The sequence below is a fragment of the Faecalibacterium sp. i25-0019-C1 genome, assembly GCF_042854225.1.
Classification (GTDB): domain Bacteria; phylum Bacillota; class Clostridia; order Oscillospirales; family Ruminococcaceae; genus Faecalibacterium; species Faecalibacterium taiwanense.
Map to the genome: position 1 here is coordinate 645,863 of NZ_AP031428.1, position 12,019 is coordinate 657,881.

Consider the following 12,019-nt stretch of genomic DNA (forward strand, 5'->3'; position numbering starts at 1 on the left):
TTCGTTATGAAGAGGTTCGTATCATTAATTCTTTCAGTGTGTTTTTTGTTTTCGATAAATACTGTGTCTTATGCTGCTAACATAAGCAGCCGTAAAGCTAGCAATCCTGTTATTCAAAGCATGAATGATAAGTATCATGTTGATTTTTCGGGAATGTCGATAGATGAATTAAATAAGTTTATCGATAAGATGAAAGATGAAGATCAAACACGTGCATCTGGAAATTTGTTAAATAATACACAGCTTGCATGGTTGGCAGCTGCGCAAATTGCACGGGATAAGGGATATGAATGTGCGGCTCTTATGGTTGAATTCTCTGTATATAATATTGACTATTCTGAGAGTGTGACGGATTCTTCGACGCCATTGCTTGACAAGTTAAACACGACAACAGTTTTTAATAATTATAAAAACAAAGTACTTAATAGTGGCTTGAAAGATTTTAGTGGAGGAAGTTGGTCTTTTACAATTCAAAAGTCTGATAATGCAGATTTATTCTATGCATTGCATAGGGTAAGCACCTCTGGAACAGGCTTCATGATTGGTAATTCTATAATGTATTACTTGATTACCGTTCATGACACATTTGATTTTGCATATGACAACAACTATGACGACTTGTTTACTACTACAGTGAACAATTGGGCTTGGTTGTGCCAGCAGACGCATGTGTTGAATCCCATAGAGATAAATCTTAGCACGGCTATTGGATAAAAAATCAGTGGTATTTATTTTTTTGCGAAAGTAAAAGTTGAAATCTAAAATAAGGATGGCTCTAACGTATGAAAAATTTTACGGAGGTGTTTCCAATGCAGAGCAACTGATGTATAAGAAATCTTGTGTATACTCTAAAAGTAAAGAAGGAAAATTAAAATAGCTAGTGAAAAAATATCTCGTAGAATTTTTTTTGAAAGCAAGTGGGATTGTGGCTCTTTCTTCAATGGAGCTTAACTCTGGGCTGACTGCTTTTGCAGATAATCAAAGTGATGGAAGCAAATCTCATATCGAGAGATACCATAGATACGATTTTGATACAAAAGAAGAATCTATAGAGGAAATTATAGTTGAAACCAATTCCTTCACGGATGGAGAGACAACTGCAGGCTATTTTCCAAATGGAAAGATTTCGGATATTGATCTATCCGATCTGTATGCGATTATCGGAAGCAATGATATCACTGTTGTTGATAATCCAACGGCAACACCATATTGTAGTACGGTATGCCTACAGATAACGACCAATAATGGAGGGACAAATTATGGTTCTGGATTTATGATTGGGCCTAATGCACTTGCAACAGCAGCACATAATCTATACAGTATAAAGGAAAAAGCCTACGTTAAGTCGGTAAATGTCGCACCTGCTCGATCTGATAATAGTAAACCTTTTGGAAGCGAAAATGTATCGGCAAGTTCGATGATTGTTAGTGATTCTTATCTTGCTGGAACAAGTTCGGAGGATTGGGCGATTATTACGCTCAAGAATAATTTAGGAACGAAAACGGGATGGCTTGGGTTACATTGGCAGTCTAGCAATTATTCATCATCACAGTTGGTGTATGCTTATGGCTATCCGAGCCAAATAAATGGTGCCGATGCGAGATATCGGATGTGTAAATCTTCTGGGTATATTAGAAGTCAGACTTCAAAATATCTCAAGGGCGATTGGGATTTGACAGGTGGCTTTAGTGGTGGTCCTCTTGTAGAATATATTTCTGGAGCTGGGTATGTAGCTATCGGAATCCATAAAGATGGAAGCACAATTGATGGTTCTTCATATCCAACTTCTTATACAGGGGCATTGAGAATAACACAATCGCTTTATACGCTGTTCCTTTCATACAGAGGTTGATAAAATGAAATGCAAACGGAAGATTATGGTTGGCATAGCATTTGTGGCAGTGGTTCTCTGCATTCTATTTCAATCGAATACATTCGGAAGAAAAAAATCGGAACTTATAATTGAAGAAGTTGACCTGAAGAACAATTGTATTTATGCGACTGCAAAAAATCAATTATATGATACGGATGACAATTATATAATTTATGGCGTATCAAACTACTTGAAAGGAAATCTTCAGTTGTCGTATCTTAAAGAAGGCGAAAGCATTCTTGTGATATCAAACGGTAAGGTGTTGCTATCAGATCCGTATCAATTTGATAAAATATACAGTATTCAACTGTTGCAATAGCGTTTCATTTTCTCAATAAATAATATAAGCTATTTACAGCTGCCTCCTCTGTTAAGTGGTGGTGCAGTGCTTATTCTCAATAACGATGCGATTGATGAAAATGATAGACCTTTTTGGAATTTAGAATTTTCTCAATAATCAAGCCCCCAAAATGGCAAACTTGAAATCATCGAGAGATACATAAAATATAGGGTTAAATCGACTTTCGTGTCGAAAAAACAAGTGCTAGAAATAGCAAAATCCATTGAATTTTAGAATGACATTTATAAGAAACCAGTAGATTTGCCTGATATTTGTGATTTCTTTGACCGTTGGGCCATTGATTTTGCACTACATTGATTTTGCACTACTATGAGCAAAGGAAAAACTTAAAATAAGCAAACAACCCGCCATTTGCAGCGACTGCAAGTAGCGGGTTGTTTGGCCTATTTAGAGGTTAGTCTTTCAGTTTGCCATGGTCACAGCCAAGTGAGAGATAATGCTCAATCTCACCACTCAGCACAAGCTGGACGCACTCCAAGGGCTTGTTGTATAGTAGCCAGTCCAGCTCTGCTCGTTGTGCCGAGGTGTTGCCGTACTCGTCCTCTATGGCGATGCAGTCGATGGCAACGGCGGAACCATCGGCGAACCGGGCTTCCACCCGGTTGGTGTCCATATTGAAGCGGCAGGAAAGCAGTTTCTGAGAGTGATTATGGTCAGGATTCTGATTCCGGGTCATTTGAATAGCTCCTTTAATGATTTCAAAGTTTGATTTTCAACGAGATGAGGTCTCTTTTTTCTTTCTCTTAAGTCACCCAGCCGCACTATCCTGCATCGCAACTGTTCACAATGCTCTCCACATCCGGGCGGTGCATCAGCTTTTGCAGAATGCCAAACTGCTTTTTGGTGGACGCAGACACCAGATACTGCCACTTTTGCGGCAGGATGGGCAAGTCTGCGATGCTCCACTTAACGTACTTGGCATCGTAGACATTGGGCGGTGCCAGCTCCACTAAATGACCAATACACCAGCTCACCAAATAGCCGTTCCCTTCAAGGTAGCCGTCTTTGCGGCTGGTAGCGCCAAGGACTTTTGCATAGGACATAGCGACGGATGGCTTTTCCGCCACGACTAATTTTGCGATAAAAATCCCTCCAATCTGTTTTGGATTGCAATATGTAAGGCAGCAAAATGCCGCCTTAAAATCAGATGGGTTCGGTATCTTCCTCACCGGGTTCCTCCGGCTCGTCCTCGGTGGGAATCTCGAAGTCGCCCTTGTCCTCGGTGTAGTTTGCATCAGGGTCAAGGGCTTCTTCTGCGGTAGTGCAGCTTCTGCTCTGCTTTGGCTTTTTCGCTACGGAAATAGGCGAGGTCAGTTTTTGGTTGGGTCATGGCATCACGCTCCTTTACAACATTAGTGACATTCGACATTTTTGTTGGTTCGTGGTACACTACATCCAATCGTTGCGAATCAGTTGGAGGTGGTTGTGTTGCTTTCTCTGTACTTAGCTGTTCTTGACGATCAAAGCAATGAAGAACAGTTTATAGCTGTATATAATACTTACAAGCGGCTGGTCTATCATACCGCTTACAAAATTATGGGCGATTCGTATCTGGCAGAAGACGTACTGCAAGAAGTGTTTTTGTACGTTGCCAAAAATTTTTCTAAAATTCATCGAGAAAACTGTCACGAACTTGCCGCTTATCTCGTTAGTTGTAGTAGAAGCCGTGCATACGATATGCTTCGCAATCAGCGAGAAGAGCTGCTGGAAGGAGTATCGGACGCACCAGATGGTGCCCCGGTGCCGGATGATGCAGCAGTCAGCGCCGACAACATCGAACACCTGACAGAACTGATCGGACAGATGAAACCGATGTACCGTGACCCACTGCGCCTTTTGGCAATGGGCTACACCAACCGGGAGATTGCCAAATCGCTTGGACTGACGGACGAAGTGGTTCGGATGCGGCTTTTCCGTGGAAGAAAACTATTGTGGAAGGAGTTGAACCACTATGAGTGAGCAGACAGAAGTTTCTTTTGACACTGCGTTGATGATGGCAATCCATGCAGATGCACAGAAAGAACTGAACGAGCTACCAACTCCGGCGCAGCTTAAAGAACGCTACCCGGACACTTCCCGATGGGATGCCCGCCTGCAAGCGGCGTTGCATACAGCTTGAGCAGAATATTGGAATACAGCACACCATCCTGCATACTTTCCAGCAGCACGATGGAATCATCGTCAAAATAGTTTTCTTTGAGTTTCAGGTAATAATATTTTCGGTTGTCTGACATAGGGTTCCTCCTTGGGGGTTCTCTGGGGATTCTATACGCATTTTAAGGCCGTTTTAGGGGTCAGAGGATAAATCTATCAGCCTGCCTTTGACACCCTCGAAAAAAGCCTTGATTTACAAGGGTTTTTCAGCCCCTAAAGCGTGACATTTCTCCCGTTGTTTTCGCTTGCGCTTTGCGGCGTTGACCCGCTTCATGCGTGCGGCACATTCCGGGCAGTATTTGGCCCGGTTGGAACCGGGGGTAAACAGCGCCCCACATATGGCGCATTTCTTCGCATTCAGCCGGTGGAACAGCGCCGTTTCCAGTTCCTTATCCTGCGGCAATACCGCCGCCCGAAACCACCTGCACAACAGGGAGTAGGAAATAGACTGGACACAGACACATTCCTCCCCATCGTCCAGGGCGATACAGTTTCCGTCGATGTAGTTACAGCACTCATGCACCAGCCTCCGCGCTCTGCGGTACTGGCGGTAATCCATGACAGGGATAGGTTCAAACTTATTGTTCTTCATAAATGATTTCTTTCATAGTGTAGCTAACCTCCTTGAATGAATTTATTTTTAAATATTCGTGCAAAGTATTGTTTTCTTCGTGCAAATGGCATATACTATAATTGCCAGCAGAAAGGGGTTGATCGTATGGCTGGAAATACCACAAACATCAGTATCCGCATGGACGCAGATTTGAAAGCGCAGGCGGACGCACTGTTTACTGAACTTGGCATGAACCTGACTACGGCGTTTAACATCTTTGTGCGCCAGTCGCTTCGTGAAGGCGGCATTCCCTTTGAAGTAAGGCTGGAACAGCCGAACAAAGAAACGGTTGCTGCCATGCTGGAAGCGGAAAGGATTGCAAAAGACCCGTCTGTAAAGGGCTATAATGACCTTGACGAGTTGTTTGCTGACCTGAAAAGATGAAAGAAACCAAATATACCGTCAAGTACACGACCAGTTTCAAAAAGGACTACAAACGAGCCATCAAGCGTGGCTTGAAGATCGAGCTGCTGGAGCAGGTCGTAGCATTGCTGGCAATGGGCGAACCGCTGCCGGATAAGAACCGTGACCATGACCTGTCCGGCGATTGGGCAGGCCATCGGGAATGTCACATTCTCCCGGACTGGCTGCTTGTCTACCGCATAGAGGATGATGTTCTGGTGCTGACGCTGGCCCGCACCGGCACACACAGCGACTTGTTCGGCAAATAAACAGTCTGCCGCCGTATGGGGAAACCTGTACGGCGGTTTTTCTGTGTGCAAAAGTATGTCGTGAAATGCGACGCACTTGACAGGGGTACGCCAAAATGCAGTATCCTTTACCGATCCGACCCACGGTCGTGAGACTTGTCCCTTTCCTGTCGGGACAGCTGCTCGGCGGTTTTGCGGAGCCGTTCCACTGCTTTCAAATCCTCCCGCATGGCTTTCATGGCAAGCGTGTCCGTCTGCTTTCCAGCGGCCAGCTGGTCAATTTCCAGCTGCCATGCCTTTGGGGTGATTGCCTCGCCGCTGTCTTTCAGTTCTTTCAGATACCGGGCCGCTGCGTCATACAGAATCAGTTCCCGGCTGTGGCGCTGTTCAAACTGTTCCCGTTTTTCCGGCTTTACTTTGGCAAGCTGCTTGTGGATGGACTTGTACTGGTTGTACTGTTCCCACATCTCCCCGCGCTCGGTAAGGGTAGTGATCCGGCGCTCGGCCTTGACGATCTTTCCGCGCAGGTCATAGTAACGGCTGTTCATATCAGCGATTTTTTCATGAAGCTGCTGCATAGACTGGATGCCGTTTGCCTGCAAAAAGCTGAATAGTGCAGCGCTTTCCTGCAAAGCCCGGATTTTGCCGGTGCGGGTGTGGGGAGCGTTCAACTGCTGCTGAGCCTCCCACAAGTCAATCATGCTGGGCTGCTGCCCCTCCGGCTTTTCGGCTTCGGCCTTAGACCAGTTGTAAAGGCGGGTAATGCGGGCCTTGATTTCCTTGAGCAGCTTGTTGTCGGCGGCGATCTGCCGGTTGACTTCTCCCTTGTCGGTGCGGATACCACGCTTCTCCATCTGGCTGGCCGCTGGCCCCAGGTGGACAGAGGGGATTTTATCAATTCCCTGTCGCTTGTAGCTGCGGTGGTCTACCAGGGCGGGCTGACCGGCGGCCTCCAATGCACGGTTGGTATAAGCCGCCCATGCCGCCCGCCAAATCTCCACATTTCCTTTATCGTTCCAGTCGGTCGTATCCTCCCGATGATTTTTCCAGCCGCCTTTCCCATCCGGGATACGCTGTCCGTTCTCGTCCAGATCGTATGCCTTGCGGCACTTTGCGCCCCACTGTCCATTTTCTTTCAGAGGCCGGAGCGTCAGCATGATATGGACATGAGGGTTGCCGGTTCCCTTGTCATGGATAGCAAAATCAGCACACATTCCTCTGTCTACAAGGTTGTCCTTCACATAGGCGCGCACAAGGGCAAGCTGCTGTTCGCCGGACAGTTCACGGGGCAGGGCTGCTTCAATCTCGCGGGCAAGCTGACTGTCCCTTGCTTTCTCGATTTGCTCCACGCTGTTCCAGAGGATAGATCGGTCTGCAAATTCCGGCGGCGCGTGGGCAGGCAGCATGATCTCCGTATGGACAATGCCGCCTTTCCGGGTGTAGTCATGGGTCATTCCATCCCATTCATTTGTCAGCTTGGTTCCGCTGCGGTAAGCAGCTGCGGCAACGGCAGAACGGCCCGCGCTGCGCTTGATGATACTGACGGGGATATGACAGAAATCTATGGGGAACACCTCCTTTCAGTGAGGGGATAACAGGCTCTGTGGAGCCGGACAAACGCAAAGCGGGTGTCTGGCTGCGCAGAGCGCACAAGGGGTTTGGGGAGCGTAGCTTCCCATCGTGGACGAAGCACGCAACGCCCCCGGCAGGGCGCACAGCACCGGCAACGGTGTATAAGTGCGCCCTTGTAAACAAGGGACTTATGGCGTGTCCCCGGATTTTGGCAGGTTTTCAGTCAATTCCGCAGCCCCCGGAAGATGGGACAGGGCAATCAGAAATGTTTTGACCTCCGCGCCGGAAAGGTCGGGAGCCAACGGGAAAATCCCCTCCAAAACGGCTCCACGCTCAATCAGGCGGCGGGTGCGAACCCTGCGTTCTTCGTTCCGCTGCTTGTTCTCCAAAATCTTCTTTCGGTTTTCAAGCTGCCGAATCTCCTTCAGGACTTTCTCCCGTTCTTCTTTTTGGGGGTGGGCTGTAATTTTTTCGTTCATGTCAGGCACCTCTTTTCTTTGGAAATACTCATAGATTGACCGTCCATTTCTGTCGAGCAAAGTACCGGCGCAGCCTCCGCAGTGCGGCATGGATGGATTTTCCCGCCTGTGATGGTGTGATACCCTCCATTGCGGCAATATCTTTCACTTTCATACCCAGCATATAGCGGGCATGGACACGGCGAGCCTGCATAGGCGGCAGGGAAGAAATGGCTTCGTACAATCGCCGTATCAATTCTTCGTATTCGGCTAATTCTTCTTTTTCTATCAGATGATCCTCCGGCGATGGCTGCGCCCAGCCGATGGCGGCATTTTCGATTCCGTCGTTACAATCGAGGGAATAAAACGCCTTATACCGGAACATCTTGCGATCTCTGGCGGCCTCGGCTCTCTTGTCCAGAAGAAACGCTTCGACGATCTCATCGGACACCTCCACAAAAATGTCCTCTTTGCAAAATGGATAAATTTTTTTCTGACCGCCTCCACACTTTGATACACAGCCACTTTGGAGCAGCCGCACAGCACACCGATCTCTGCAAGGCTCAGCCCGTCAAGCGCATAGAGCAGGAACCGGCGGCGCTGGGCCTCGGTACAGGTGTCCAGAACAGCCATCAGCTCATGCAGCGTTTCCATGCGGCAAAGGTATTCCTCCGGCGTTTCGCCGTAGATCCCTACACCCTCGGTGGTAATGATGTACTCGTCAAACTCCCGGCCATCCCAATGCCGCCGCTGTTCATGGAACAGGTTCTCCGTTTTGTGATCGGCCCGGTCAAGAAATTCATAGACTTCCAGCGTGACCTCCACGGTCACAGCTTGTCCGTTATAATTGATGGTAACTTCCATCTGCCTTTCCTCCATTCAGATTTTTTTGGTAAATCTGAATGGGGCGGCGGAGAACGGCACTGGGGCCAGGGTTCGGGCCATGCTGGCCCGATGTTTCGGCTCCATAGGGACAAAAAAGCGCCCGGACGGCATAAAGCCATACGAGCGTAATAGAGTATATTTTGCTGTTTAGTTACATGGTATAGTGCATACTTCTGACCGCATTGCTCCGCTGCTGGGAACAGGCTTTTTTTAACTGGTGCAGATCATGGATACTGCGAAATAAGAAGAAGGACACGGTAAATTAACCTCCAATCGGCTACCGTGTCCCTGCAAGTCGTCATAGGTTTGTGTAAACGCAAAGAAACGGCGGCTCTGAAAATCAAAGCCGCCGTTTCATAGGCGCGTGAAAATGTGTCTGCTGTACGACGGCTTTTTTTCTTTTGCCGTCGTGCGGCAGCTATATTTTAGGTGATAATCAATTATCTATTCTCTTTATTGCGGTGCTGTATATTCTTTTTGTACGACTGTGGGAAGCTCGTCATACTGAACTTCAACCCATTCCAGCACTCCACGAATGGGCATTACCGTCAGACGAATAAAGGCGTCCTCTTTCAATTCCCTCGATGTTCCAAAGGTAATGTCCTTTTCGTTTCCGTCCTCGTCATAACAACGCAGCGTGTAGGAGTAGTCCATGCTTCCCCCAAAGTTAATTACACCTCCGGCAGATCCCGTCTGCTCGATCTTGGTGTTGTCGATCTGTGAATAGTAATAGGTGCTGCCTGCACCTGAAAGCAGGAAAATACCAAAACAGATTGCCACGAAAGCACCGGCACCAATCCCAATCAATATTTTTTTCTTCATGTGTAAGTCCTCCTGTTTACCAGCCTTTTTTGAGGGCGGTTTTTTTCGGCTTTTTAACAACTTTTGCGGATGAAACATTTTTTGTTGTAACTACAATAGCCACAGAAATAAATAAGACGACTATCATACTTAGGCTGCATAAGCCTATATTCCAATGAACAGCCGCATCATGGCTTCGGTACTGGATCAGTCCCATACTCGCTGTAATCGGATAGAGATTTGCAAGGGACATATTTCCGGCTGCGAACATTCCCCCGTAGCCATAGACAAATGCAAGAATAACACCTATCATGTGCCCGTTAGGAATACGGGCGGTAAAGGTTATAATCGGAGTTACGGCTATATACAAAAATAAGGTATTAAGGGTGATCTGTATCAAAGCCTGTATTACGGCTGTTACCGAAAATCCCGGAAAGCCAACAAGTAATTCCGCAGCGACAGTAAAAAATGTACTTGCCATACCCAAAAATACGGACAGGAAACCGCAAACAATCAGTTTTCCGCCAATCAACGCAGGGTAGGAAACAGGTATTGTCATAATGCTTTTTAAGGTATCATCTGATTTTTCACGAGCAATGATATATCCTGCAATCAGAGTAATGCACATAGGAAAAATGGTTGTCGTATTATTTTGAATGACGCGTTCGACCAAATGAGGGAAAGTCCAAACTGTACCATCTAATGCAGTAGAAGCAAAAAGAGTAATTCCAACGGAAAGAAGCATTAGCAGAATACCAGCCCAAATGATATGATACCGCTTTAACTTCCATAATTCTGTTTTAATGATCCGATACATTTTATTCCCCCCTTTTCTTGTATAAGAAGTCGATCAATGAGATTGATGCAACAGCCATTATCCCAAGAATGATAACCGTCTGAAAGGTTGAGGGAATAATTGCTTCCAAGGCATTTACATTCAATGGAAACCCATGTTTCACCATATCTCCCGCACCCCAGAGCGTTGTAAGCGGGATAGGCATGAGCCAACATAACCATTTAGGCAATGTTCCGAACAATGTTTCGACGGTAAGGCTCACTACACTGTAAAACACACATAGCAGAATGGAGAAGATGTATGTTTTGCTGAAAAAGACCACAAGTACGATAATTGGCAAAGTTCCCGCTGTAATGAATATTCCAAGTTCAACTGCAACAAGTAGTTTATAGGTAAGACCATGCACTTCCATTGAGAAACTGCCGCAAACAATGGTAGCAAGCATGGAAGCAAGGCAAAAGATAACTCCAAAAATAAATAGCACAATGATCTTTGCCATAATCATCTGTGTACTTGTTACCGGGATTGTGCGTAAATTTTTGAAAGTGTCATTGTCCCGTTCCATAAAAAACAGCATTGCTGCAATGACACCGATGATACACGGCAAGAGAAAAATAACGCCATATCCCATAACCATATTGAACAATCCATCAAAAAGGACTGATTTATTTGGGTACTTCTCCAACATTCTCGGTGTTGCCATCAGAAAGGTAATGGGAATAGGGAATAAAAAAGCGGACAAAAACACAAGCGGGATGATTTTTTTTTCTTCAATTTCGCGAACTCACATTGAACCAGTTTAAGCAATTCCCTCACCCCCTGTTACTCTCTTGAAATAATCCTCAAGACTTTCTTCACAGGTATGCGCCTCTGATACCTCCAATCCGTTTTCTACAAAGGCAGTTACAATTTTCCCCACAGGTAGATCAAGGTTGTGCAGGCGCAAATTGTGGTCGTCCTGTATGGAGAAATGGTTTTCATGGAAATTGCGTTCCAAAATTCTTGCCGCCTGTGCAGTATCAGAGAGCGTAAACCGGATATGCTTACTGCTTTTTTGCTCCAGCTCAGCAAGGCTTTCTTCTTCCAGCAATGCGCCGTGGTCGATAATTCCAATATCGTCAGCCAGCAAGGAAATCTCCGAAAGAATGTGACTGGAAATCAAAATGGTTTTTCCTCGCGCGTCACAAAGCTCACGAATAAAGGAACGCACTTCTGCAATACCGATGGGATCGAGACCGTTGATCGGCTCATCCAAAATCAAAAGCTCCGGATCGTGCATGACTGCAAGGGCAATCGCCAACCGCTGCTTCATGCCAAGAGAGTATTGCGAAAACAGCTTTTTATCCTTGTAAGGTAGCCCGACCAAATCCAGAGCGTCTTTGATGGCATGATTGTTTGGTACGCCCCGCAGGGTAGCAAAGATACGCAGGTTCTCTGTGCCGGTCAGATTGGGATAAAAGCCGGGAGACTCAATCAAGCTACCAATACGGGGCAGCAATTTCTTTTCATTCCCCTGCAAGGGTTTCCCCCAGATTTTGACCTCCCCGGAAGTCGGCTTCGTTAAGCCCAACAGCATTTTCATGGTAGTGGTTTTTCCGGCTCCGTTTCTGCCCAGCAGACCATAAATTCTCCCACGCTTCACATGGATATTTAAGTCAGCCACACTCTTTTGTGAGCCATATTGCTTCGTCAGATTTTTTGTTTCAATGATGTAATTTGTATCCATATTCAAAACCTCCTGTTCTGTAAGGTATTCTATCACGCCAACCTTGCATTAACCTTGCCGCAACCTTGCATTAACCTTGCAATTTGAAATCCGGCAAAAATGACAAAGGTTCCCGCCATAAAGACGGGAA

Annotated in this window: 13 protein-coding genes and 5 pseudogenes; 6 read left to right on the forward strand and 12 right to left on the reverse strand. The window is 46.3% G+C overall.

What is annotated here, in order from left to right; genetic code table 11:
- Window positions 1-6 precede the first annotated feature (6 nt).
- Window positions 7-714 (forward strand): hypothetical protein, encoded by a 708-nt coding sequence (locus ACGHUK_RS03070; protein WP_015536562.1) that lies wholly within the window; start codon window positions 7-9, stop codon window positions 712-714.
- 166 nt (window positions 715-880) lie between these two features.
- Window positions 881-1,852 carry a trypsin-like serine peptidase gene (locus ACGHUK_RS03075; protein ID WP_390574954.1) on the forward strand — a complete coding sequence of 324 codons (972 nt, stop codon included), beginning with the start codon at window positions 881-883 and terminating at the stop codon, window positions 1,850-1,852.
- 776 nt (window positions 1,853-2,628) lie between these two features.
- Here the strand turns inward: ACGHUK_RS03075 and ACGHUK_RS03080 are convergent.
- Together ACGHUK_RS03080 and ACGHUK_RS03085 are read right to left on the reverse strand one after the other, a co-directional pair.
- Window positions 2,629-2,910: a DUF6061 family protein gene (locus ACGHUK_RS03080; protein WP_390574956.1), complete on the reverse strand. Its 282-nt coding sequence runs from the start codon at window positions 2,908-2,910 to the stop codon at window positions 2,629-2,631.
- 88 nt (window positions 2,911-2,998) lie between these two features.
- Window positions 2,999-3,277: pseudogene (locus ACGHUK_RS03085) on the reverse strand (DNA topoisomerase); the annotation flags it as partial.
- Window positions 3,278-3,659: 382 nt separating this feature from the next.
- On the opposite strand from ACGHUK_RS03085, the gene ACGHUK_RS03090 reads away from it, so the two are divergent.
- Together ACGHUK_RS03090 and ACGHUK_RS03095 are read left to right on the forward strand one after the other, a co-directional pair.
- Complete coding sequence (locus ACGHUK_RS03090; RefSeq protein ID WP_390574958.1) at window positions 3,660-4,193, forward strand: RNA polymerase sigma factor; 534 nt, start codon at window positions 3,660-3,662, stop codon at window positions 4,191-4,193.
- A pseudogene (locus ACGHUK_RS03095) lies at window positions 4,186-4,344 on the forward strand (Tat pathway signal sequence); the annotation flags it as partial. The gene ACGHUK_RS03090 and the pseudogene ACGHUK_RS03095, both read left to right, overlap by 8 nt.
- On the opposite strand, the pseudogene ACGHUK_RS03100 reads toward ACGHUK_RS03095, so the two are convergent.
- Together ACGHUK_RS03100 and ACGHUK_RS03105 are read right to left on the reverse strand one after the other, a co-directional pair.
- Window positions 4,322-4,468 (reverse strand): annotated as a pseudogene (locus ACGHUK_RS03100) (phage replisome organizer N-terminal domain-containing protein); the annotation flags it as partial. The pseudogenes ACGHUK_RS03095 and ACGHUK_RS03100 sit on opposite strands and share 23 nt — an antisense overlap.
- A gap of 113 nt (window positions 4,469-4,581) precedes the next feature.
- Window positions 4,582-4,980 (reverse strand): cysteine-rich VLP domain-containing protein, encoded by a 399-nt coding sequence (locus ACGHUK_RS03105; protein WP_390574960.1) that lies wholly within the window; start codon window positions 4,978-4,980, stop codon window positions 4,582-4,584.
- Between the two features lie 126 nt (window positions 4,981-5,106).
- Between ACGHUK_RS03105 and ACGHUK_RS03110 the strand changes: the two genes are divergently transcribed.
- Entirely contained in the window at window positions 5,107-5,385 is a 279-nt protein-coding gene (locus tag ACGHUK_RS03110; protein ID WP_005924829.1) for a type II toxin-antitoxin system RelB/DinJ family antitoxin, read from the forward strand.
- Window positions 5,382-5,672 (forward strand): type II toxin-antitoxin system YafQ family toxin, encoded by a 291-nt coding sequence (locus ACGHUK_RS03115; protein ID WP_002596328.1) that lies wholly within the window; start codon window positions 5,382-5,384, stop codon window positions 5,670-5,672. Before ACGHUK_RS03110 ends, ACGHUK_RS03115 begins: the two co-directional genes overlap by 4 nt.
- A gap of 107 nt (window positions 5,673-5,779) precedes the next feature.
- Here the strand turns inward: ACGHUK_RS03115 and mobQ are convergent, their stop codons facing one another.
- From mobQ to ACGHUK_RS03155, 8 genes and pseudogenes are all read right to left on the reverse strand, one after another.
- Complete coding sequence (gene mobQ / locus ACGHUK_RS03120) at window positions 5,780-7,225, reverse strand: MobQ family relaxase (RefSeq protein ID WP_390574963.1); 1,446 nt, start codon at window positions 7,223-7,225, stop codon at window positions 5,780-5,782.
- Between the two features lie 186 nt (window positions 7,226-7,411).
- A complete protein-coding gene (locus tag ACGHUK_RS03125) occupies window positions 7,412-7,702 on the reverse strand; it encodes a DUF3847 domain-containing protein (protein ID WP_390574965.1) in 291 nt (96 codons plus the stop codon).
- 28 nt (window positions 7,703-7,730) lie between these two features.
- A complete protein-coding gene (locus ACGHUK_RS03130) occupies window positions 7,731-8,216 on the reverse strand; it encodes an RNA polymerase sigma factor (protein ID WP_390575761.1) in 486 nt (161 codons plus the stop codon).
- Window positions 8,156-8,545: pseudogene (locus ACGHUK_RS03135) on the reverse strand (RNA polymerase sigma factor); the annotation flags it as partial. The gene ACGHUK_RS03130 and the pseudogene ACGHUK_RS03135, both read right to left, overlap by 61 nt.
- Window positions 8,546-9,019: 474 nt before the next feature.
- The gene (locus ACGHUK_RS03140; RefSeq protein ID WP_390574967.1) at window positions 9,020-9,388 is read right to left on the reverse strand and encodes a YxeA family protein; all 369 of its coding nucleotides are present in this window, start codon (window positions 9,386-9,388) and stop codon (window positions 9,020-9,022) included.
- A gap of 16 nt (window positions 9,389-9,404) precedes the next feature.
- On the reverse strand, window positions 9,405-10,184 hold the full coding sequence (locus ACGHUK_RS03145; protein ID WP_390574970.1) for an ABC transporter permease: 780 nt from the start codon (window positions 10,182-10,184) through the stop codon (window positions 9,405-9,407).
- Between the two features lies 1 nt (window position 10,185).
- A pseudogene (locus ACGHUK_RS03150) lies at window positions 10,186-10,970 on the reverse strand (ABC transporter permease).
- Window positions 10,963-11,889 carry an ABC transporter ATP-binding protein gene (locus ACGHUK_RS03155; RefSeq protein WP_002594743.1) on the reverse strand — a complete coding sequence of 309 codons (927 nt, stop codon included), beginning with the start codon at window positions 11,887-11,889 and terminating at the stop codon, window positions 10,963-10,965. Before ACGHUK_RS03155 ends, ACGHUK_RS03150 begins: the two are co-directional and overlap by 8 nt.
- Window positions 11,890-12,019: the final 130 nt, after the last annotated feature.

Excerpts from the sequence above, each read along its gene's own strand:
- ACGHUK_RS03070 (WP_015536562.1), top strand. The coding sequence starts at position 7 with ATGAAGAGGTTCGTATCATTAATTCTTTCAGTGTGTTTTTTGTTTTCG.
- ACGHUK_RS03080 (WP_390574956.1), bottom strand. The coding sequence starts at position 2,910 with ATGACCCGGAATCAGAATCCTGACCATAATCACTCTCAGAAACTGCTT.
- ACGHUK_RS03105 (WP_390574960.1), bottom strand. The coding sequence starts at position 4,980 with ATGAAGAACAATAAGTTTGAACCTATCCCTGTCATGGATTACCGCCAG.
- ACGHUK_RS03110 (WP_005924829.1), top strand. The coding sequence starts at position 5,107 with ATGGCTGGAAATACCACAAACATCAGTATCCGCATGGACGCAGATTTG.
- ACGHUK_RS03115 (WP_002596328.1), top strand. The coding sequence starts at position 5,382 with ATGAAAGAAACCAAATATACCGTCAAGTACACGACCAGTTTCAAAAAG.
- ACGHUK_RS03125 (WP_390574965.1), bottom strand. The coding sequence starts at position 7,702 with ATGAACGAAAAAATTACAGCCCACCCCCAAAAAGAAGAACGGGAGAAA.
- ACGHUK_RS03140 (WP_390574967.1), bottom strand. The coding sequence starts at position 9,388 with ATGAAGAAAAAAATATTGATTGGGATTGGTGCCGGTGCTTTCGTGGCA.
- ACGHUK_RS03145 (WP_390574970.1), bottom strand. The coding sequence starts at position 10,184 with ATGTATCGGATCATTAAAACAGAATTATGGAAGTTAAAGCGGTATCAT.
- ACGHUK_RS03155 (WP_002594743.1), bottom strand. The coding sequence starts at position 11,889 with ATGGATACAAATTACATCATTGAAACAAAAAATCTGACGAAGCAATAT.